We start from the raw sequence: 20,843 nt of genomic DNA, 5'->3' as shown, positions 1-20,843 counted from the left end.
CTTCCCATAAGAATCCCGCCACTATTGGCGGGATTTTTTATGCCTTTCTCTGCCTGCGCAACCAAATTAACTTATACGCCGCAGGAATAATAAACAGCGACAGCAGCGGCGCCGTGATCATCCCGCCAATCATAGGCGCCGCTATCCTGCTCATGACCTCTGACCCGGCACCGGTCCCCCAGAGAATGGGCAGCAGACCGGCAATAATCACCGCCACGGTCATCGCCTTCGGCCGCACGCGCAGCACGGCACCATGATAAAGCGCGTCATCAAGCCCCTGCTCGGTGAACGTGTCCCGATGGGACAACGCCGGATTCTCCTCAATGGCATGACGCAAATACATCAGCATGACCACCCCAAACTCAGCCGCCACCCCGGACAGGGCGATAAACCCGGTGCCGGTTGCGACAGACATGTGGAAGCCCTGCCAGTACAGGAACCAAATGCCTCCGACCAGGGCGAACGGCAGACTCATCAGGATTAGCAACGCTTCTTCCACGCGACGGAACGCCAGATACAGCAGAATAAAGATGATTATCACCGTCATCGGCACCATCAGCTTCAGCTTCTTGTTGGCATGTTCGAGGAGCTCAAACTGGCCTGAGAATGACACGCTGGTTCCCGGCTTCAGCTTCACGTTCTGGCTGATGGCCGTCTTAATGTCGTTCACCACCGACACCATATCCCTGCCACGGGCATCGATGTAAATCCAGCTGGCAGGACGCGCATTCTCCGTTTTCAGCATGGTCGGGCCAGATACGACCTTAATATCAGCCACATCGCCCAGCGTGATCTGCTGTTTCATTGGCGTCAGGATCGGCATCTGCTTCAACGCGCTCGGGCTGTTCCGGTAGTCCTGAGGATAGCGAATATTAATCGGGTACCGGGCGACGCCCTCCACCGTTTCACCCACCGTCGCCCCGCCGATGGCCGAGGAGACAAACAGCTGCACGTCACCCACCGTCATTCCGTAGCGGGAGGCTTTTTCCCGGTTGATATCGACATCAATGTAGCGCCCGCCCTCCAGACGTTCAGCCAGGGCAGACACCACTCCCGGCACGGTTTTCGCTACCGCCTCGATGCTTTGCGCCGTCGCGTCGATATCAGACAACACGGTACCTGACACCTTGATACCAATCGGGCTTTTGATCCCGGTGGAAAGCATGTCTATCCGATTGCGGATCGGCGGAACCCAGAGATTCGCCAGACCGGGCAACCGAACGGTCTTGTCGAGCTCGTCAATAATCTTCTCAATCGTCATGCCGGACCGCCACTCATTCTCAGGCTTGAGCTGAATGGTGGTTTCCACCATTTCGAGCGGCGCGGAATCCGTAGCCGTTTCGGCTTTACCCGTCTTGCCGAAAACAGAGGCCACTTCAGGCACGGTGTTAATTAACTTGTCCGTGGTCTGTAACAGTGCGGCCGCTTCTGCCGGAGAAACGCCCGGCAATGTTGACGGCATATACAGCAGATCGCCTTCGTTGATCTTCGGTAAAAACTCGCCGCCCACCTGGCTGAGCGGCCAGATCACCGTGAAGATGGATAAGGCCGCAACCAGCAGGGTTGTTTTGGGCCAGTGGAGCACCTTAATCAGAGCCGGATGGTAGGCTTTAATCAGCAGCCTGTTCAATGGGTTACTGGTCTCAGCGGGAATCTTACCCCTGATCCAGAACCCCATCAAAATAGGAATAACAATGATGGCAAGCGCAGCCGCGCCCGCCATGGAGTACGTTTTGGTGAAGGCCAGCGGACCAAACAGCCTCCCTTCCTGGCCCTCAAGAGTGAAGATAGGAATGAAGGATAAGGTGATGATCAGCAGGCTGATAAACAGCGCGGGGCCAACTTCGACAGAGGCGTTGGTGATCACCTTCCAGCGCGTGGCGTTATCAATCTGCTCTCCCGGATGCTGGTGATCCCACTCTTCCAGCCGCTTGTGCGCGTTTTCAATCATCACGATAGCGGCATCCACCATCGCGCCAACCGCAATGGCAATGCCTCCCAGGGACATAATATTGGCGTTCAGCCCCTGGAAATGCATGACGATAAAGGCAATACACAGGCCCAGCGGCAGAGAAACAATTGCCACCAGCGCAGAGCGAACGTGCCACAGGAACAGCGCGCAGACAATGGCCACCACGATAAACTCTTCGAGCAGCCTGGAACTCAGGTTGTCGATTGCCCGGTCGATCAGCTGGCTGCGATCGTAGGTGGTCACAATCTCAACGCCTTCCGGCAGGCTGGCCTTCAGCGTCTCCAGCTTATCTTTTACCGCCGTAATGACTTCACGCGCGTTTTTGCCCGAACGCAGGATCACCACACCACCAGCGACTTCCCCCTGCCCGTTCAGCTCCGCAATACCGCGCCGCATTTCCGGTCCCGCCTGTACGCGGGCAACATCACGAAGGTAAATCGGTACCCCGTTTTCTCCGGTTTTCAGGACGATGTTAGTGAAATCGTCCATCGTCTGCAGATAACCGCTGGCCCGGACCATATACTCCGCTTCCGCCATTTCAACTGACGATCCCCCTGCCTCCTGGTTAGACGACTCAAGGGCCTGCTTAACCTCAGGCAGGCTAACGCCGTACTGAGCCAGTTTTAACGGGATGACCTGAATCTGATACTGCTTAACTACGCCGCCCACCGACGCCACTTCAGCCACGTTCGGGATTGTTTTCAGTTCAAATTTCAGGAACCAGTCCTGCAGCGAGCGCAACTCTGCGAGATCGTGTTTTCCGCTGCGATCCACCAGCGCATACTCGAATATCCAGCCCACGCCCGTGGCATCAGGGCCGATTTCAGAGCTCACACCCGCAGGCAGTTTGCCCTGAACCTGATTCAGATACTCCAGCACGCGGGACCGGGCCCAGTACAGATCGGTGCTGTCTTCAAAAATGACATACACGTACGAATCACCGAACTGAGAAAAACCGCGCACAGTCTTTGCGCCGGGAACCGAGAGCATGGTGGTGGTGAGCGGATAGGTCACCTGGTTTTCAACAATCTGCGGTGCCTGGCCGGGATAGCTTGTTTTGATAATCACCTGAACATCAGACAGATCGGGCAAGGCATCGACCGGGGTGTTGATAACGGTCCATGTCCCCCAGACGCTGAGGAACAGCGCCCCCATCATGACCAGGAAACGGTTGGCGACTGACCGCCGGATAATCCATTCAATCATCATCGTCTCCTTAATGGCCGGAATGCGCGCCGTCAGCAGCTTCAGCGTGACGCATGCGCTCCAGCGCGCCGGTAATATTGGCCTCCGAGTCAATCAGGAACAGGCCGCTGACCACTACCGACTCCCCCTCTTCCAGTCCGCTACCAATGCCGGACTGCTGCTGAGATTCATGCAGAACGTGGATCCTTTTCGGGACAAAATTCCCGTCCGCATCTACCGTCATAACGCGCTGTTCTTTGCCAGTATCGATAACGGCCTGGGAGGGGATCAGCAGCATCTCCTGACTTTGGGTATTCAGCTTCAGGTAGGCGTTCATGCCCGGTTTCAGCAGCTCGTCCTTGTTAGCGACCTGCAGGCGAACCTGCAGCGTGCGGGTGGTCTGGTCCACGCTCGGCAGGATATTCCATTTTTCAACCGGGAAGGTTTTATCCGGATAAGCCGGTACCGAAACAGCAAACTGCGAGGTGTCTTTCAGCAGATAAGCAATGGATTCAGGCACTGCCGCGCCGATCCAGACCGGATCCATCCCCTGAATTTGCGCCACTACCTTATCTTTGGAAATATTCATGCCGGTACGCAGGTCAAAAGCCGTGATCACTCCGTCGATCGGCGCCTTGATGGTAAAGCGGGTCTGGATCGTTCGGGTGGCACGCAGCCTCTGAATATCCTCATCCGGCATACCCGCCAGCCGAAGACGTTCCAGAACGCCTTTTATTTGCGTCGGCGTTCCGCCGGTGCCGGATAACAGCAGAAACTCGCTCTGCGCCTCTACCCAGTCAGGAATGGTAATATCAATAAGTGGCGTGCCTTTCTTCACCTTATCGCCCGTCGTCAGCGGGTACACTTTCTCCACGAAGCCTTCCGCGCGCGCCTGCACAATGACGAACTGATAGTCGTTATAGCTAACGTTAGCCGGGATGGTCTGAGCATAATTCAGCGTTCCGCGCGTCACCTTTTGCGTTTTTAATCCGAGGTTCTGAACCTGGGTCGGGTCAATACGGATACCGACACTGCTTTTATTGTCGTTTTCATCCGCATATTTCGGCACCAGATCCATATCCATAAACGGCGATTTACCGGGCTTATCGAATTTCACGTCGGGCTTCATCGGGTCATACCAGAAAAGCACCTTTCTTTCTGGTGCGCTATTTTCTGTTTTTTCAAAGGAATGAATAGCCTGCCAGGCCGTCACCGATATCAGCCCTCCCGCAATTAGGCTGCTGACTATCATGGCAGCATATTTTATTTTTAATGAGGCCATGCTGTTTCTCGCTATTTAATGCTCTTCAGTAAAGAGATATTGCCCTGCTGAATAAACGAAAAATCAACGTGACTGCCGACTTTTAAGGCATTGATACTCTCATCAGCCTGAATAAAGGTGAAACGCATGGTCATCGCGGGCCAGCCAATCGCCGGAATGGCTTCATGAGAAATCGTCACTTTTTTATTCGTGAGATCAATGCCCTTCACGATACCGGTCCCGGTGATGAGCTGCTCTGAGGTTCCTTCACTGGCAGCACTGACCATCTCGTGCTGATGAACCTCAGCCTGGAGGCTGGCAGAAAACACAATAGAGACTGCACCGAATACAACGGCTTTAAGTGAATTACGCATTTTTATTTTCCTCTTTAATGAAGTTATTCAACCCAACCGCCGCCGAGCGCGGTGAAGAGATTAATCTCATTCACCTGGCGGGCGTAAATAAGGTCGAGAATGGTTTGCTGCGTGGAGAAAAGAGAACGTTCCGCGTCGAGCACCTCGATATAGCTGACCACACCGCTGGAATATAATCCTCTGGCCCGCTGCAGGGTAATTTGCAGCGAATCAAGATAACGCTGCTGCGCTTCAACTTGCTGATTAATGCTGTCCCGCAGCGCGAGCGCGTCGGCAACCTGTTTGAAGGCGGACTGAATTTTTTGTTCGTAATTCACAACCGACTGCTGCTGGCGAATTTCGGCCAGCTTCAGGTTGGCCTTATTCCTGCCCGCATTAAAAATGGGAATGTCGATTTTAGGAATAAAATTCCACATCCCGCTCCCTGACGTGAACAGGCTGGACAACTCCGTGCTGCCGGTTGAAAGCCCGCTGGTCAGCGAAATGGACGGGAAAAAAGCAGCACGTGCCGCGCCGATATTGGCATCGGCCGCTTTAAGCTGATACTCCGCCTCCATAATATCCGGGCGTTGCAGCAGTATTGCGGAGGAAAGATGGGGAGGTAGTTTTACCGGCGCAACGTAGCTGGCGTTCATGCTGCCGTCGCCCGGCAGCGCGCGATACGTGCCGAGGAGCAGCTGCAGGGCATTATTGGCCTGCGCCAGCTCCCCCTCTCTTTTGGCAATCTCTGCCTGCGTGCTTTCGATCTGTCCCCGGGCCTGTTCCAGCGCCAGGACGTTCGTGCTGCCCGTCACCAGCTGCTGCTCAACGAACGCATAGGAGTGCTGGTAATTCGCCAGCGTATCCCGCGCAATACGCAGCTGTTTATACGCCAGTTGCTGGTTGAAATAGCTCTGCGACACATTAGAGACGAGCAGGATATGCACCGCGCGACGGGCCTCTTCGCTGGCAAAATAGTTTTGTCGATCGGCCTCGCTCATGTTTTTCAGCTTGCCGAAAAAGTCGAGCTCGTAGCTAAGCGCCAGCCCCGCGTCATACTGTTGTGAAGTGGGTTTGTCACTTTTCAGCCCGCCGCTGTACGTGATGCCGGAGGAGGCATTCAACTGAGGATAACGATCCGCATCCGTTACGTTGAACTGCGCGCGGGCTTCCTCAACCTTCAGGGCGGCCTTTTTTATATCCCGGTTGTTCTTCAGGGCTTCCGTAATCAGCCCCGCAACCTGAGGATCGACAAAAAAGCGTCGCCAGCCGGTGTCCTGGTACCCCGCCGCCGCGGGCGTCAGGCCGTTACGGGAAAGCGAAAACTGCTGGGGTACCGGTGCTTCCGGCCGCTGGTATTCAGGCGCCAGCGAGACGCAGCCTGCCAGAATAAATACCGTACTGATGCTTAGTCGTTTTAACAGGAACATAACGGTTTAAATGAAGTCCAGAGTAGATTTAGGGTTACTCTACGGAACGCATCCTGTTTGACGGGTGACAGGATAATGACAATGTTGTCATTTTTAGCGTAAGTCATTGTTAACGGTCGCAGGCTCACTAGAATGTCTCCAGCAGCCAGCCAGGGGGAGCACGATGAAAATACTGATCGTCGAAGATGAAATGAAAACCGGTGAGTACCTCAGCAAGGGGCTGACGGAAGCGGGGTTTGTCGTGGACCACGCGGATAACGGCCTGAACGGCTACCACCTCGCCATGACCGCTGAATACGATCTGCTGATTCTGGATATCATGCTGCCCGATGTGAACGGCTGGGATATTGTCCGCATGCTTCGCTCGGCCGGTAAAGGGATGCCCATCCTGTTACTCACGGCTCTCGGAACGATTGAGCACCGGGTTAAAGGGCTTGAGCTGGGCGCGGATGATTATCTCATTAAGCCGTTCGCCTTCGCTGAGCTGCTCGCCAGGGTAAGGACGCTGTTAAGACGCGGGAATACGGTGATCGCGGAAAGCCAGCTCCATGCGGCTGACCTGACGGTTGACCTCGTATCGCGAAAGGTCAGCCGGGCGGGCAATCGCATCCTGCTCACCAGCAAAGAGTTCAGCCTGCTGGAGTTTTTCCTGCGTCATCAGGGAGAGGTGCTTCCCCGCTCCCTGATTGCCTCCCAGGTGTGGGACATGAACTTTGACAGCGACACGAACGCAATTGACGTGGCAGTAAAGCGGCTGCGCGCAAAGATCGATAACGATTTTGAACCGAAGCTGATCCAGACGGTGCGCGGCGTGGGTTATATGCTGGAGGTACCGGATGCACGTTAAGCTTCCCAGGCGCCCTTTTTCTCTTGCCTTGCGGCTGACCTTTTTTATCAGCCTCTCCACGATACTGGCCTTTTTCGCCTTTACCTGGTTTATGCTCCATTCCGTTGAAAAGCATTTCGCCGAGCAGGACATCAGCGACTTACAGCAGATCAGCAGCGCGATGCATCGCATCCTCCAGTCTCCGGCCGATCCCGACCAAAAGAAAATCAGCAAGCTCAAAGAGTCGGTCGCCAGCTACCGCAACGTGGCCGTCCTGCTTCTGGATCCGCAGGGCAATACCCTGTTCAGCTCGGCGCAGGGCGCGGCACTGCGCCCGGCGATGAATACGGCGAACTTTAGCGCACACCGTCGTGCACAGGATGTGTTTCTCTGGACGGTTGAAGACCCTGCCGCCCCCCTGCACGCCGGGTCCGACATGAAGATGCAAACCTACCGGATTATCGCCTCTTCAGGCACGGCGACGCTGCAGGGCAAAACCCAGAACTACGTCATGCTGATCGGGCTCTCGATAAATTTTCATCTCCACTACCTTGAGGCGCTGAAGAAGAATCTTTTTGCCATAGCCGCAGCGATCAGCCTGCTGATTGTGCTGGTTATTCGTATCGCGGTGCGCCAGGGACACTTGCCCCTGCGTAACGTCAGCACCGCCATTAAAAATATCACCTCCGAAAATCTGGATGCGCGGCTGGAGCCGTCCCGCGTGCCCGTTGAGCTGGAACAGCTGGTGATCTCCTTCAACCATATGATTGGGAAAATTGAAGATGTCTTTACCCGGCAGGCGAATTTTTCCGCCGATATCGCCCACGAAATCAGAACCCCCATCACCAACCTGGTGACGCAAACGGAAATTGCGTTGAGCCAGAACCGCTCCCAGAAAGAGCTGGAAGATGTCCTCTACTCCAGCCTGGAAGAGTACAACCGGATGACCCGCATGGTCAGCGATATGCTATTTCTGGCGCAGGCGGATAATAACCAGCTGATCCCTGACCGGGTGATGTTTGATTTAAGCGCCGAGGTCATGAAAGTGTTCGATTTCTTCGAAGCCTGGGCGGAAGAACGCCACATCTCACTGAAATTTAACGGGATGCCCTGCCTGATAGAAGGCGATCCGCAGATGTTCAGAAGAGCAATCAATAATCTGCTCTCCAACGCCCTGCGCTATACGCCGGAAGGGAAAACGGTAACGGTCTCCATCAGAAAACGGGATAACGACGTTGAGCTGGTGACAGAAAACCCCGGCACGCCGATCCCGCAGGCGCATCTGCCAAAGCTGTTTGACCGTTTTTATCGCGTCGATCCGTCCAGACAGCGCAAAGGTGAAGGCAGCGGAATTGGGCTTGCCATCGTGAAGTCCATCGTCACGGCGCACCACGGCAAAGTCCGCGTGGAATCGGATGCGGTGTCGACGCGCTTCATCCTCACAGTACCCGGAAAAGTGTTCTGAGCGTCAGCAAACAGCGCGGCACACCTCAAGGACCTTTTCCCTGAGCCAGCGATGCGCCGGGTCCCGCTCCATGCGAGGATGCCACATCTGTGACACCGTAATGGTGCGGGTCTTAAAGGGCAGTTCAAAGACGTGCACGCGCTCGGTCATCGCCTGATTGAGCAGGTACAGCGCCGGCACCATGGCAATAAGATCGGAGGCCAGCGCCACGGATAACGCCGTCGGGAATCCAGGCACCACACTGGCGATCTTTCGTTTCATCCCTCGTTCCGCCAGCGCATCGTCAACAGACCCGTGTAATGCCCCATCAGGCGACGCCACCACATGGCCCCACGCGACATAATCGTCAAGGCTGACATCAGGCTGTGACGACAGCGGATGCCCCTTGCGCACCGCGCCAACAAACCGATCCTGAAAAAGCCGCTGCAGCCGTATTTCAGGCCCCATATTGTTCTGCACGCCGATCTCCAGGTCGACAAGCCCCTCCCGCAAATAGCGCGACGTTTTCTCGGGTTTGGGAGCGAAGCGGATGCACACTCCGGGCGCAACGCTCGCCACGGCGGCTATGAGCAGTGGCCCAAATGCCACCACAAAACCGTCGTTGGCCCGGATGGTGAACAGCCGCTCGAGACTTTCCACCTTCAGCGTGTCGGTGGAGGGCTGCAGCACCGCCCTCGCCTCATGCACGGCGCTTCTGGCGCGGTCCCGCGTGGCTTCAGCCCAGGGGGTCAGCACCATATGGCGCCCGGCCCTCACCAGAATAGCATCGCCGGTTGCCTCCCGCAGCCTGCTCAGGGTACGGCTCATGGCGGAGGTGCTCAGATTTAAGCGCCTCGCCGCGCCCGCCACGCTGGCCTCGGCCAGCAGAACGTCGAGCGCAACCAGAAGGTTAAAGTCAGGATCGGACACGATGGCTCCTCAGATAAGGCGTTCTATGCAACGATAAAGTGCAAACGCTGCGTCTTCCGCCCTGTATACCCCATGATTATAGTTTCGTCATCACTATTCTTATCCGGAGTAACGACGATGACGCTATTTTCAAACCTGCCCGGCGATGAAGGATTACCCGGTCATGAACGCGCCAGGGTGATGGCCGCCGTCATGACCACCACGCTGATGGGCGTCTTTGACGGCATCATGATCAACATCGCGCTGCCCTCCATGGCAAAGGCAATGCAGGTGCCCGCGAACGTTGCGGTGTGGTTTGCCAACGGCTATCTGCTGTCAGCGGCCATGACACTGGCCATCTTCGCGGCGCTGGCGGCGCGGGTGGGCTATCGCCCGGTGTTTCTTGCCGGGCTTGCCACCTTTACGCTCACCTCGCTCGGCTGCGCGCTGGCGACCACGTCAGAAATGCTGATCGGCATGCGCATTCTGCAGGGCATCGGCGGGGCGGCCACCCTGAGTATCGCCCCGGCGATCCTGCGATCCGTATTTCCGGGTCGACTGCTTGGCCGAATTCTGGGGCTGCACGCCCTGCTTATCGCCTCCAGCACGGCGATTGCCCCTGTCCTGGGCGGAACCATACTGGACATGCTGAGCTGGCAGTGGCTGTTCGCCATTAACATTATTCCGGGCAGCGTTGCCCTGCTGCTGGCGTGGCGGGCGTTACCGCGCCAGCCAGACGTTGATCGGTCCCCCTTTGATACGCCGGGCGCCGCGCTCTCCGCCGTGCTGTTAGGTTCTGCAATCATGCTTGCCGACAGCCTTCAGCACATAACGCAAGGTATCAACCCGGCGGCCACAGGCTGGGGGTTCCTCACGCTGGTCAGCACCCTCGCCTTTATCTGGCGTATTCGGCGCGCGCAAAGTCCCATACTGCCGCCCGTTATTTTCAAAAATGGGCGCTTTACGCTTGCAGCCCTGACCTCGCTGGCCTCGTTTGTCAGCCAGGGCATTACCTTTGTCGCGCTGCCGTTCCTGTTTCAGAGCGTGTATGGCTACAGCCCGGTGGTTTCGGCGCTGCTGTTCACCCCGTGGCCGGTTGGCATCGTGCTGATCGCGCCGCACGCGGGGCGCTGGGCGGATACCCTTTCCGCGCCGCTGATCTCGACTGTCGGGCTGATGATTTTTGTCGGTGGGCTGGTTCTGCTGGCGACGTTGCCGGATAGCCCTTCCGCATGGAATATCTGCCTGCGCAGTCTGGTGTGCGGGATTGGGTTTGGCTGCTTCCAGAGCCCCAATAACCGGGAGATGCTCGCTAACGTGGCGCGGGAATATGCCAGCTATGCCTCCGGCGTGTTGTCGATTGTGAGGACATTTGGCCAGTGTCTTGGTGCCGCCGCGGTTGGCGTGCTGCTTGCTACGACCGAATCAGACCATGACCGGGCCGTGCATTTTGCGCTGTGGATCGCCGTCATCGCCTCGACGGGGTCAGTGTTGTTTAGCGTGAGTCGGCTGCGCCCTGCGGTTCGGGCATCAGCCTGATTCGCCCGGCGGCGCTACGCTTGCACAATGTAGGCCGGGTAAGCGCAGCGTCACCCGGCAAAAAAGACGACTCGCTCGTTTACTCCAGCGCCAGCAGCGCGAAGCTCGCCAGCCAGTGCCCGCCGCTGTAGTGGCTGCCCACCACGTGCTCGACGCTTGCCGTCAGGTGTTTCGCCACGGCATCACGCAGCGCCTGCTGCGCCGGATGGTTTGCGGGAAGCGCTTTGGCAATATGCTTCATGCACCACGCACGGCTGAGGTTTAACCCGTCGAGATGGGCAATTTTCGGATCGGTACGGTCGCTCACCTCCGCCGGGTTCATCAGCGCCGCAACGGAGCCGACATCCGGCAAAAACGCGTCAAACCAGGCCGGGAAGTCTTCTAACACCTTGCTCATCAGCAGCGCTTCCGTCAGCGCGCCGGAAATGTACTCATCCCCGCCGGGTTCGTAGTGGGCCGGATAGCGCGTGTCGGCGCGATAAAACCGCTCCGCCGCCGTGACAATCGCCTGCTCAAGCGCGCTATCCTCCACGCCTCGCGCGTAATCGAGCGCCAGCGCGAGGGCAAACGCCGTGTTGTAATGCGTCCCGACGCGGATTGGATAGGTGAGCTTGCTGAGGTAATCCACCAGCCTGTGGCGAATATCCTGCGTTAGCGGCTCAAGCGTTTGATACCAGCCTGCGGCCTGCGGCAGCGACGACTGTTTCAGCTCCTGGGCCAGCGCCAGCAGCCAGCCGTAGCCGTACGGTCGCTCAAACGAGGCGCGGAACGGCGCGGTGAAATAGGCCAGCTCTTTCGCCACGTTCTTTTCCGTCAGGTGCTCGTCGAAAAGCGCGACGATCGAGTCCCGGCTCGGCAGCTCCGGATAGAGGCGCACGCAGCGCAGCAGCAGCCAGTAGCCGTGCACCGCCGAGTGCCAGTCGAAACAGCCGTAGAAAATCGGGTGCAACTCGCGCGGCGGCAGAACGTCACCATCATCATTCAGCAGGTGCATGATGTGGTTCGGGTATTCCTGGCGCAAATAGGTTAAAGGCATGCGGGCAAACGCGTCAGCCTGATGTTGCGTCAATTCCATAACAACTCCTTAGCGAAACACGAGGAAATACATGAGGAACACGTTCACCACCAGCAGGGTTAACGCGGTCGGGATCTGGATCTTGATCACCTGATATTTGTCTTTCAGCTCCAGCAAGGCGGCGGGAACAATATTGAAGTTCGCGGCCATCGGCGTCATCAGCGTGCCGCAGTAGCCCGCGTACATGCCAATCGCCAGCAGCGGCGCCGGGTTGCCGTGATGCACGTTGATCAGGAACGGTAAGGCGATACCGGCACTTAATACCGGGAAAGCGGCAAAGGCGTTACCCATGATCATGGTAAACAGCGCCATCCCCACGCAATAAATCACCACCAGCATGAAGCGACTGTCCGGGTTCACGAACAGGCTGACCACCTTCTGCACCGAATCCCCGGTATTGGCCGCGACGAACACGCCGCCGAGCATCGCCAGCATCTGCGGCAGGATCACCGCCCAGCCGATAGTGTCGACAAGACGACGAGACTGCCGAATGGCATGCAGCGGCGTCCCCTTCGTCAGCCACCAGCCGGTGAGGATCGCCGCGACGCAGGCCACGCACAGCGCCGCCAGGGTGAGCTGTTTCTGGTCGAGCAGGAACACGCCGCCAACCGACACCCCTTTCAGGAACAGCGTCCCGATAACCGTTACCACCGGGATCATCAGCGCGGGCAGGAACAGCCAGTTTTTAAGGCGCTTTGACGAGGCAACGCGCTCCTCCTCGGAGGCCATTTTGTAGTGCCCTTTCCCGACCAGGCCAAAACCCGCCAGCAGCGCGATAGCGATGACGCACCCGCCAACGATCCGGTACGCCAGCGATTTACCCAGCTCCTGCACCATCAGGTCACCGAACAGGAAGATCCCGCCGAATAAAAACCAGAACAGCGCGGTGGTAAAACGCTTCGGATTGGCGCGATCGCGCAGGGTCATAACGACCAGCAGCATCACGACAAAGCCGATCAGGTAATACACACGGTTAATGGTGATAAGCGTCATCATTGCGCGGCCCCCTGCGTTCCCTGCTCTGCACGCCAGGCCATCACGTCGCGACGGATGCTGGCATCCAGGCGCAGCAGGCGCGTCATATGAATAATCAATGCCGCAATCGCGGTTGGGATAGCCCACAGGCCGATATGCAGCGGTTCGATGCCCTGAATACCGTTCTCTTTCAGGAACGCGTCGATCAGCAGCACCGCACCAAAGGCGATAAAGATGTCTTCTCCAAAGAAGACCGCAATGTTGTCGCACGCCGCAGCATGGGCCTTGATTTTGTCGCGAATGTGCTGCGGCAGCTCGCCATATTCGTTCAGGGCGGCCCCTTCAGCCATCGGCGCCAGCAGCGGACGTACAGTCTGGGCATGACCGCCCAGCGACATCAGCCCCAGCGCGGCGGTGCCTTCACGCGCCACGAAGTAGAGCATCAGGATACGCGCCGAGGTGGCGCTGGCGATCTTCGCGACCCAGGCCTGGGCGCGCTCTTTAAGCCCGTAGTATTCCAGCAGACCAATCACCGGCAGGATCAGGATGAAGGTCGCCAGCGATCGGCTATTGACGAACTTCTCGCCGAAGGTTTCCAGCAGCATCCCGAAATCCATCCCGACCAGCAGGCCCGTCGCCAGCCCCGCCACCACGACTACCAGCAGCGGGTTGAAGCGCAGTGCAAAACCAATAACCACGATCGGTATCCCGATCAGCGGCAACAGCGTAGTACCGTCCATAACGTTTACCCTATCGAAAGTGAGCGTTGCGCGCCGACGGCTATTTTTTTAATTTGCGGCGAGCGATGTTGTGTTTTACGTCAGGCTTCACAAAACCTGCGCTAAAAAGCTATATCTGAACCTCAAAAACATGTAAACAAATTATCAATAAAATGTTCTTATTTTATCGACGAGTTTACATTTCTGGCTAAGGAACGTTATGACCTCGAAAAAGAGTGCTTCACCCGATCGCGACGATATCAACGATGGCCGGATCGTCTCTTCCCGCCATCTGGTTTCCGAGCGCTGCGCAGAACTGTCAGAGCTGGAGTACGCGCTGATCATGACCGGCAACGCGTTCAACAAGTGGATGGTGCGCTGCATGACCGCAGCCGGCGAACCGGATATGGGCGCCTTTGACGTTTCGCTGCTGCATCACGTGAACCACCGCGACCGCAAGAAAAAGCTGGCCGACATCTGTTTCGTGCTTAACGTGGAAGATACCCACGTGGTGACCTATGCCCTGAAGAAGCTGGTCAAAGCGGGCTACGTGACGAGTGAGAAAGCGGGTAAAGAGCTCTTTTTCTCCACCACGGAGGAAGGGAAAGCGTTGTGCATGAAGTACCGGGACGTGCGGGAAGCGTGTCTAATTGCCATCCACGCGGAGAGCGGCATTTCCGGGAAAGCGATCGGCGAAACCGCGCAGCTGTTACGCGCGATCTCCTCCCTGTATGACACCGCCGCCCGCGCGGCGGCATCGCTCTGAACTACGGACGTCTGAACAGAGTAATGCTGCGTCCGGCCAGCTCGTACTCTACGGTGTCGGTGATTGCTGTTCCGGCGGCAGCGTCATCCGCCGTAGACAGTTCAAGAACCCATCCCCCTTCGCCAAACTGCGGGATCTGGAACGGCACGGTGCCTTCGAACGGGTTAAACAGCATCAGCACGTCGTGCCAGATTCCGTCCTCCTGCCTGAGATCCGGTCTGCTGATGGAGACCCCGAGCGTCGAACCTTCATCCCACTGCTCGGCCTGCTGCGGACCGCCCCCGGCATTAAACCAGCGGATCTCCAGCCCGTCGCGCCAGCTTTCACGGCGCAGCAGCGGCTGTTGCGCGCGAAGGGCAATGAGACGACGGGTAAACTCGCGAAGCGCAGCGTCGTTTTCGGAGAGCCCCTTCCAGTCGATCCACGAGATCTCGCTGTCCTGGCAGTAGCCGTTGTTGTTGCCCTTCTGCGTGCGGCCAAACTCGTCCCCCGCCAGCAGCATCGGCGTGCCGTGGGAGAACAGCAGCGTGGTCAGGAAATTGCGCTTCTGCCGTTCGCGGGTAGCAATAATATCCGGGTTCTCCGTCGGTCCTTCTTCCCCATAGTTGTACGAGCGGTTATCGTTATGCCCGTCGTTATTGTCCTCTCCGTTATCGGCATTATGCTTCTCGTTGTACGACACCAGATCATTCAGCGTAAAGCCGTCATGAGCGGTGATGAAGTTGACGCTGGCCCACGGACGACGCCCGCGCAGATCGTACAGATCCCCGGAGCCCAACAGACGCGCGGCAAAGTCGGTGGAGACGTTATCCCCCTTCCAGTACTCGCGAACGGTATCACGATACTTATCATTCCACTCCCCCCAGCCCGGCGGGAAACCGCCGACCTGATACCCGCCGGGGCCAATATCCCAGGGTTCGCCAATCAGCTTGAGTCTCGATAACACCGGATCCTGAGTCATGGCGTCGAAGAAACCGCCGCGTGGGTCAAACCCCTCGGGCTCGCGGCCCAGTATCGTCCCCAGGTCGAAACGAAAACCGTCAATATGCATCGATTCCGCCCAGTAGCGCAGGGAGTCCATCACCATCTGTAGCACACGCGGGTGCGAGGTGTTGACCGTATTCCCCGTCCCGGTGTCGTTGATGTAGTAACGGTGCTGGTCCGGCAGGGTTCGGTAATAGCTGTAGTTATCGATCCCCTTAAACGAGAGCGTAGGCCCCAGCTCGTTACCTTCCGCCGTGTGGTTATAGACCACGTCCAGAATCACCTCAATGCCCGCGTCATGATAGGCGCGCACCATGTCGCGAAAGCCCTGGATCCCCGCCGGGCCGTAGTAGCGCGACGCCGGGGCAAAAAAGCCGAGCGTGTTATAGCCCCAGAAGTTTTTCAGGCCACGGTCGAGGAGATGCTGGTCATCCGGGAACCAGTGAACCGGCAGCAGCTCCACCGAGGTAATGCCCAGGTTTTTGATGTAGTCGACCGAGGCTTTGTGTCCCATGCCCTCGAACGTTCCGCGCAGCTCGGGCGGGATGGCCGGGTTCATCTGGGTAAAGCCCTTGACGTGGCTCTCATAGACGACGGTATGCGGCCAGGGCACGTTTGGCCGGTTGTGATCCTGCCAGTCGAAAGCGTTCGGGTCGATAACCTTGCATTTCGGCGTGAACGGCGCGCTGTCCCGCGTATCAAAGCTTAAATCTAACTCGTCATGCCCCAGCTCATAGCCGAAATGGGCATCGTTCCAGTCGATATCGCCCACCAGTTCACGGGCATACGGGTCGATAAGCAGCTTATGCGGGTTAAAACGGTGACCGTTTTCAGGGTCGTAAGGTCCGTAGACGCGATAGCCATACAGCGCGCCGGGCTTCAGATCGGGCACATAGCCGTGCCAGACCTCATGGGTATATTCCGGCAGCTCCAGCCGGGCGATTTCCGTTTTCCCGGACGGGTCAAACAGACAGAGCTCCACCCGCTCAGCGTGCGCGGAGAACAGCGCGAAGTTAACCCCCTTCCCGTCATAATTCGCCCCCAGCTGTTGGCCATGACCGGCCCGAATTTCAAACGTAGTATCCTTTGCCATTTTTGTTCTCCACGATTATTCGCAGGTAAGCAGAACCAGTACACATCCCTTTTCTGACGTTAAATCCAGCGTCTCTTGCAGAATGCGGCTCTCACCGCTGAACAGATCCCGATAGCGCTTCCCGGCCAGTTCGTCGGGTATCGCTACCGTGGTATTGACCCACAGCTGATGATTATCGGTGACGCCAAAAACCAGACGCGGCACGGCAACGATCAGCGCCTCGTCGTCCTTAACCCGCGCATAGACAATCAGGTTTTCCTCGCGCTCGCCGGAAACCTTGAGCGGCAGCCAGTCGCCGTAGCGGAAAAGCGCGTCGTAATGCGGTCGAAGTCGTAACAGCGTGGCGGTAACGAACTGTTTAACGCGCCCGTCACGCCAGCAGGCCGGGTTGTCAAACACCGTGGCATCCGCCGCGCTGAGGTTTTGCACCAGGGCCGGGAAGTCCGGCTCCCGTCGGTTATCCGGGTCGACCAGGCTAAAGTTAAGCGCCTCGCTGCCCTGATAGATATCCGGCACGCCGGGAGCTGTCAGCTTGATCAGCGTCTGGCTGAGGCTGTTTATCAGCCCGGCGCGGATAAAGGGCTGCATCGCCTCGCTGAAATCGTGCAGGAACAGGCTGTTATCCGAGGACAACAGGTGCCGCGCGTAGCTCAACACCACGCTCTCGTAGCTCTCGTTGCTGTCGATCCAGTCGGTGCGCTGCTTCGCCTCGCGAAGCGCTTTCTCAAGGAAGCCGAGGAAGCGCGTCTCCAGTGATGCAAGCCCTTCAGCGTCGTCCGGCGACAGCGTGGCGGGCCAGACGCCCGCCAGCGCCTGGTAGATCATCCACGTATCTGCGGCGTTCGGCGCGGTGCCGTCATTAAGAAAACGCACCCGGGTCTGGTTAATCTGCCGCCAGCGGGCGAGATTTTCTCCCCAGCGTTCCGGCGCCTCCGTCAGGGTGTAGAGACGCGCCCGGGCGTCTTCTCCGCGCTTGGTATCGTGCGTGGAAGTGCCCAGCAGCGCGTCCGGCTGACGGGCCAGACGAATGCGCATCTCCTGATGAAAGCGGGATAGTGAAAACGCGCGCGGCGTCGGGTCAGCGCCCACTTCATTGAGCGCAAGCTCAAGGTTAAGGCGGAAAAACAGCGTGTCTTCCACCGACTTCGCCATCAGCGGCCCGGTCAGCTGCTGGAAGCGTGTTCTGAAAAGCGCGGCGGACTCGCGGCAATCTTCCGGCAGGTCGCCGGTAAGAATGCGCACAATCAGACTCAGGGCCGCCTCGGACGTATTTACGCCGGCGACCACGCGGCTAAGCAGCGCCACGTCCGGCGGGGTTAACCCCTCGCGAGTGCCATAGGTGCGGTACACCGGAAACGCAATAAGCAACTCGCGCAGCGCGTGACGGATTTCCTCGCGCGGCAGCGCTACCTCATTACGGCGGGCCAGATCGTCCGCAAGGTTTAGCAACGTGGTGAACTCGCCCTCAAAATTACGATCGGTCATCAGGCCCTTGGCATCGCGCAGTTCCGCATGGCGATCGACCGTCATTCCCAGCGTCTCGTCGTGGATGGTCTCCAGACGCGAGAGGTTATCGTCGTCGACCAGCACCTCCGCCAGCGAGGCGATAAACTCGTACCCGGTGGTTCCGGAAACCGGCCAATCGGTGGGCAGCTGCTCTCCCTTCGCGAGAATTTTCTCGACCGTGATGTAACAGTCGGGTCCGGCTGCCTGCCGCAGCTTCTGCAAATAACCCTGCGGATCGGCCAGGCCGTCAATATGGTCAATGCGCAGGCCGTCTACGACGCCCGCGTGAACCAGCTCAAGGATCAGCCGGTGCGTATCGTCGAACACCTGTTCGTCTTCAACCCGAACGCCCACCAGACCGGTGATCTCGAAGAAGCGCCGCCACGAGAGCTGCTTCGGCGCTTCCCGCCAGGACATCAGCCGCCAGCTTTGCGCGTCGTGCAGTTCGGCAATGCTTTTCTCCTCGCTGTAGGTGCCCGGGTTGAGCGGGTACGCGGTGTCGTAATAGACCAGAGAAGCTTTGTTAGTGACAGTGTCACGTTCTAGCGTGATAGCCCCCTTCTCCAGCTCCGCCTCAAAGGTGTCGCCGAGAAACGGCAGCGTCAGTGGTCGCGACGCGTCGATATCGAAATAGCGGAAATAGCGGCTCTGCTGGCCGTATTCAATCACGTCCCGCCACCAGGTGTTCTCCAGCGAGGTGGACATATGGTTTGGGACAATATCCAAAATCAGCCCCATGCCGGCCTGCCTGAGCGCCGCGGCCATGCGGTCAAAGCCTTCCCGACCGCCGATCGCGGGATCAATTTCATTCGGGTTGGTCACGTCATAGCCGTGAGTGGAACCCGTTGTGGCGGTAAATACGGGCGAGGCGTAGAGGTGGCTGATGCCGAGGTCTTTCAGATACGGCACCAGTTCGACAGCGCGGTCAAACGTCATGCCGTTGCGGAACTGGATACGGTACGTGGCGGAAGGGATCATAACGATGCGTCTCCATCAGCAAAGCGAACGACAATACTGTTCGGCGGCAAAACGTCCGTTACCTCCGGCCAGGCAAAGCGCGTCTCCCCTGAAAGCACAGGCAGATCGACAGGCTTAGGGCCGATATTCAGCGCCAGATAGAGCGTCCCGGACGGGAAGTGCCAGCTCACCACCACCATGCCGGGCACGGTCTTGATTACCTTGCCCTGAACGGTGCCGCCATGACGCAGAAGCGGAACGATATGGCGATGGCGCAGCGTCAGCAGGTGGCGCGTGAAGCGCAGCCACGTTTTACCTTCGTCGGTGGCAATCTTATGCCAGTCTAGCTTTGATCGAACGAAGGTGTTCACGTCGTTCGGATCCGGGACGGTTTCATCGTGCCCGGCGTGGCCGGTGAACTCTTTCGCGCGCCCTTCCCGCACCGCTTTTGCCAGTTCGCCGTGAAAATCGGTGAAGAACAGGAACGGGTGCGTTTCACCGAACTCTTCGCCCATAAACAGCAGCGGGATATGGGGAGAAAGCAGCAGCGCGGCAAGCAGCACCCGCGTCTTATCGGCCCCCGCGAGGGTGATAAGCCGCTCGCCCTGGGCGCGATTCCCGGTCTGATCGTGGTTCTGAATAAAATCGACGAAGAACTGCGGCGGCTGCGTGCTGCACTCCACCCCGCGAGATTCCCCGGTTTGCAGCGAAATCTCACCCTGGTAGACAAACCCTTCCGCCAGCGCACGAGCGAACTTTTTCTCCGGCTCAAAGGCAAAATCCTGGTAGTAGGCGTGCGTTTCGCCGGTAGCAAACACGTGGGCAGCGTTGTGGAAGTCATCATTCCACTCGGCGGTGAACAGCGGCGTGTTGCCCTGTTCATCGCGCGGATGCAGGAAAATCACGTTGCGGCTGTCTTCCGTGGTCAGGTGAACGTGACGGTGCGGGAGCGCCTCGCGGATCTTCGCGGCAATCTCCTCAAGAATGTGCGTCTCCGCGCTGTCTTTAATCTGGTCGATGGCATCAAAGCGCAGGCCGTCCAGACGGTATTCCGTCAGCCAGTAGAGCGGCGCATCGGTAATGTAATGCCTCACCGGCTCGCGCTCGTAAGCGATGCCGTTGCCCCAGGGCGTCATCCGCTTCGTATCGAAAAACGCGGGCGACAGCAGAGGCAGATAGTTCCCCTCCGGGCCGAAGTGGTTGAGCACGATATCCAGCACCACGGAAAGCCCCAGCCCGTGCGCGGCATCGATAAACGCGTGGAAATCCTCCGGCGTGCCGTAGGCAGCGTGCGGGGCATACAGCAGCACGCCGTCGTAGCCCCAGCCGCGGGATCCGCCAAACTGGGAGACGGGCATAACTTCAAGCTGGGTGATACCCAGCTCTGCCAGATAAGGCAGCTTGTCGATGGCCGCCCAGAAGGTGCCCTCCGGGGTAAAGGTGCCGATGTGCAGCTCGTAGATAACCGTCTCTTCCCAGGGCCGCCCTGCCCAGTCCCGGTTAACCGGCTGATAGCGTCGGGGATCGATAACGACGGAGGGGCCGCTAACGTCGCCCTTTTGCGCGCGCGACGCCGGGTCGGGTACCGCCATGCCGTCCTGCAGTACAAACTGATACTCTGCACCGTGCGTGACGCCATGAACGTCTGCCTGGAACCAGCCGTGCCCCACCGCCGTCATCGGCACGTCGATGGCGGCCAGACGTAGCGTAAGTTCTTTCTGTCCTTCTGCCCAGACGCGAAAACGTACAACGTCATCGGAAATAAACTCAGCACCCCACTGCTTTTGAAATGTCCTGAATTCCATTCATTGTCCTCGAATGACCCACATTTTACGCGGAACGAAGTACA

At 58.1% G+C, this 20,843-nt stretch carries 15 protein-coding genes; 4 read left to right on the top strand and 11 right to left on the bottom strand.

Features of this window, described 5'->3' with window-relative positions:
* Nucleotides 1-37: 37 nt before the first annotated feature.
* From silA to URZ40_RS00150, 4 genes are read right to left on the bottom strand one after another with little or no spacing between them, the layout of a single operon-like run.
* Nucleotides 38-3,178: a Cu(+)/Ag(+) efflux RND transporter permease subunit SilA gene (silA, locus tag URZ40_RS00165; protein WP_320719659.1), complete on the bottom strand. Its 3,141-nt coding sequence runs from the start codon at nucleotides 3,176-3,178 to the stop codon at nucleotides 38-40.
* Nucleotides 3,179-3,188: 10 nt separating this feature from the next.
* Nucleotides 3,189-4,439 (bottom strand): efflux RND transporter periplasmic adaptor subunit, encoded by a 1,251-nt coding sequence (locus tag URZ40_RS00160; RefSeq protein WP_320719531.1) that lies wholly within the window; start codon nucleotides 4,437-4,439, stop codon nucleotides 3,189-3,191.
* 11 nt (nucleotides 4,440-4,450) lie between these two features.
* A complete protein-coding gene (gene cusF / locus URZ40_RS00155; RefSeq protein WP_316379158.1) occupies nucleotides 4,451-4,792 on the bottom strand; it encodes a cation efflux system protein CusF in 342 nt (113 codons plus the stop codon).
* Nucleotides 4,793-4,815: 23 nt separating this feature from the next.
* A complete protein-coding gene (locus URZ40_RS00150; RefSeq protein WP_320719530.1) occupies nucleotides 4,816-6,201 on the bottom strand; it encodes an efflux transporter outer membrane subunit in 1,386 nt (461 codons plus the stop codon).
* Between the two features lie 163 nt (nucleotides 6,202-6,364).
* Here URZ40_RS00150 and URZ40_RS00145 point away from each other — a divergent pair, with 163 nt between their 5' ends.
* A complete protein-coding gene (locus tag URZ40_RS00145; RefSeq protein WP_316379160.1) occupies nucleotides 6,365-7,048 on the top strand; it encodes a copper/silver response regulator transcription factor in 684 nt (227 codons plus the stop codon).
* Nucleotides 7,038-8,492 (top strand): Cu(+)/Ag(+) sensor histidine kinase, encoded by a 1,455-nt coding sequence (locus tag URZ40_RS00140; RefSeq protein ID WP_316379161.1) that lies wholly within the window; start codon nucleotides 7,038-7,040, stop codon nucleotides 8,490-8,492. The genes URZ40_RS00145 and URZ40_RS00140 overlap by 11 nt, the downstream gene beginning before the upstream one ends.
* A gap of 3 nt (nucleotides 8,493-8,495) precedes the next feature.
* Here the strand turns inward: URZ40_RS00140 and URZ40_RS00135 are convergent, their stop codons facing one another.
* On the bottom strand, nucleotides 8,496-9,401 hold the full coding sequence (locus URZ40_RS00135; protein ID WP_320719529.1) for a LysR family transcriptional regulator: 906 nt from the start codon (nucleotides 9,399-9,401) through the stop codon (nucleotides 8,496-8,498).
* Between the two features lie 117 nt (nucleotides 9,402-9,518).
* Between URZ40_RS00135 and URZ40_RS00130 the strand changes: the two genes are divergently transcribed.
* Nucleotides 9,519-10,919 carry an MFS transporter gene (locus URZ40_RS00130; RefSeq protein WP_316379163.1) on the top strand — a complete coding sequence of 467 codons (1,401 nt, stop codon included), beginning with the start codon at nucleotides 9,519-9,521 and terminating at the stop codon, nucleotides 10,917-10,919.
* A 79-nt stretch (nucleotides 10,920-10,998) separates the two neighbouring features.
* On the opposite strand, the gene URZ40_RS00125 is transcribed toward URZ40_RS00130, so the two are convergent.
* Genes URZ40_RS00125 through URZ40_RS00115 form a run of 3 tightly spaced genes read right to left on the bottom strand, consistent with a single transcriptional unit; the run spans nucleotide 10,999 to nucleotide 13,709 of the window.
* A complete protein-coding gene (locus URZ40_RS00125; protein ID WP_320719528.1) occupies nucleotides 10,999-11,994 on the bottom strand; it encodes a DUF2891 domain-containing protein in 996 nt (331 codons plus the stop codon).
* Nucleotides 11,995-12,003: 9 nt separating this feature from the next.
* Entirely contained in the window at nucleotides 12,004-12,990 is a 987-nt protein-coding gene (locus URZ40_RS00120) for a DUF979 domain-containing protein (protein WP_166711207.1), read from the bottom strand.
* Nucleotides 12,987-13,709: a DUF969 domain-containing protein gene (locus tag URZ40_RS00115; RefSeq protein WP_192982276.1), complete on the bottom strand. Its 723-nt coding sequence runs from the start codon at nucleotides 13,707-13,709 to the stop codon at nucleotides 12,987-12,989. Before URZ40_RS00115 ends, URZ40_RS00120 begins: the two co-directional genes overlap by 4 nt.
* Before the next feature lie 199 nt (nucleotides 13,710-13,908).
* Here URZ40_RS00115 and URZ40_RS00110 point away from each other — a divergent pair, with 199 nt between their 5' ends.
* The gene (locus tag URZ40_RS00110) at nucleotides 13,909-14,454 is read left to right on the top strand and encodes a winged helix DNA-binding protein (protein WP_116339832.1); all 546 of its coding nucleotides are present in this window, start codon (nucleotides 13,909-13,911) and stop codon (nucleotides 14,452-14,454) included.
* A 1-nt stretch (nucleotide 14,455) separates the two neighbouring features.
* On the opposite strand, the gene glgX is transcribed toward URZ40_RS00110, so the two are convergent.
* Genes glgX through treZ form a run of 3 tightly spaced genes read right to left on the bottom strand, consistent with a single transcriptional unit; the run spans nucleotide 14,456 to nucleotide 20,799 of the window.
* On the bottom strand, nucleotides 14,456-16,531 hold the full coding sequence (gene glgX / locus URZ40_RS00105; RefSeq protein WP_302218360.1) for a glycogen debranching protein GlgX: 2,076 nt from the start codon (nucleotides 16,529-16,531) through the stop codon (nucleotides 14,456-14,458).
* 15 nt (nucleotides 16,532-16,546) lie between these two features.
* Nucleotides 16,547-19,015 carry a malto-oligosyltrehalose synthase gene (gene treY / locus URZ40_RS00100; protein ID WP_320719527.1) on the bottom strand — a complete coding sequence of 823 codons (2,469 nt, stop codon included), beginning with the start codon at nucleotides 19,013-19,015 and terminating at the stop codon, nucleotides 16,547-16,549.
* Nucleotides 19,012-20,799, bottom strand: a complete 1,788-nt coding sequence (treZ, locus tag URZ40_RS00095; RefSeq protein WP_320719526.1) for a malto-oligosyltrehalose trehalohydrolase — start codon at nucleotides 20,797-20,799, stop codon at nucleotides 19,012-19,014. The genes treY and treZ overlap by 4 nt, the downstream gene beginning before the upstream one ends.
* Nucleotides 20,800-20,843 lie beyond the last annotated feature (44 nt).

This window comes from Enterobacter sp. 296B2 (assembly GCF_034106185.1).
Taxonomy (GTDB): Bacteria; Pseudomonadota; Gammaproteobacteria; order Enterobacterales; family Enterobacteriaceae; genus Enterobacter; species Enterobacter cloacae_N.
The sequence above is the reverse complement of the archived record's forward strand: the minus strand, read 5'-3'. Positions and strand labels throughout refer to the sequence as shown.

What these genes read in the sequence shown, in the direction of transcription:
- URZ40_RS00150 (WP_320719530.1), bottom strand. Translation starts at nt 6,201, where the DNA reads ATGTTCCTGTTAAAACGACTAAGCATCAGTACGGTATTTATTCTGGCA.
- URZ40_RS00110 (WP_116339832.1), top strand. Translation starts at nt 13,909, where the DNA reads ATGACCTCGAAAAAGAGTGCTTCACCCGATCGCGACGATATCAACGAT.
- URZ40_RS00125 (WP_320719528.1), bottom strand. Translation starts at nt 11,994, where the DNA reads ATGGAATTGACGCAACATCAGGCTGACGCGTTTGCCCGCATGCCTTTA.
- glgX (WP_302218360.1), bottom strand. Translation starts at nt 16,531, where the DNA reads ATGGCAAAGGATACTACGTTTGAAATTCGGGCCGGTCATGGCCAACAG.
- treY (WP_320719527.1), bottom strand. Translation starts at nt 19,015, where the DNA reads ATGATCCCTTCCGCCACGTACCGTATCCAGTTCCGCAACGGCATGACG.
- URZ40_RS00160 (WP_320719531.1), bottom strand. Translation starts at nt 4,439, where the DNA reads ATGGCCTCATTAAAAATAAAATATGCTGCCATGATAGTCAGCAGCCTA.
- treZ (WP_320719526.1), bottom strand. Translation starts at nt 20,799, where the DNA reads ATGGAATTCAGGACATTTCAAAAGCAGTGGGGTGCTGAGTTTATTTCC.
- URZ40_RS00120 (WP_166711207.1), bottom strand. Translation starts at nt 12,990, where the DNA reads ATGATGACGCTTATCACCATTAACCGTGTGTATTACCTGATCGGCTTT.
- URZ40_RS00115 (WP_192982276.1), bottom strand. Translation starts at nt 13,709, where the DNA reads ATGGACGGTACTACGCTGTTGCCGCTGATCGGGATACCGATCGTGGTT.
- URZ40_RS00130 (WP_316379163.1), top strand. Translation starts at nt 9,519, where the DNA reads ATGACGCTATTTTCAAACCTGCCCGGCGATGAAGGATTACCCGGTCAT.
- URZ40_RS00140 (WP_316379161.1), top strand. Translation starts at nt 7,038, where the DNA reads ATGCACGTTAAGCTTCCCAGGCGCCCTTTTTCTCTTGCCTTGCGGCTG.
- URZ40_RS00145 (WP_316379160.1), top strand. Translation starts at nt 6,365, where the DNA reads ATGAAAATACTGATCGTCGAAGATGAAATGAAAACCGGTGAGTACCTC.
- silA (WP_320719659.1), bottom strand. Translation starts at nt 3,178, where the DNA reads ATGATTGAATGGATTATCCGGCGGTCAGTCGCCAACCGTTTCCTGGTC.
- cusF (WP_316379158.1), bottom strand. Translation starts at nt 4,792, where the DNA reads ATGCGTAATTCACTTAAAGCCGTTGTATTCGGTGCAGTCTCTATTGTG.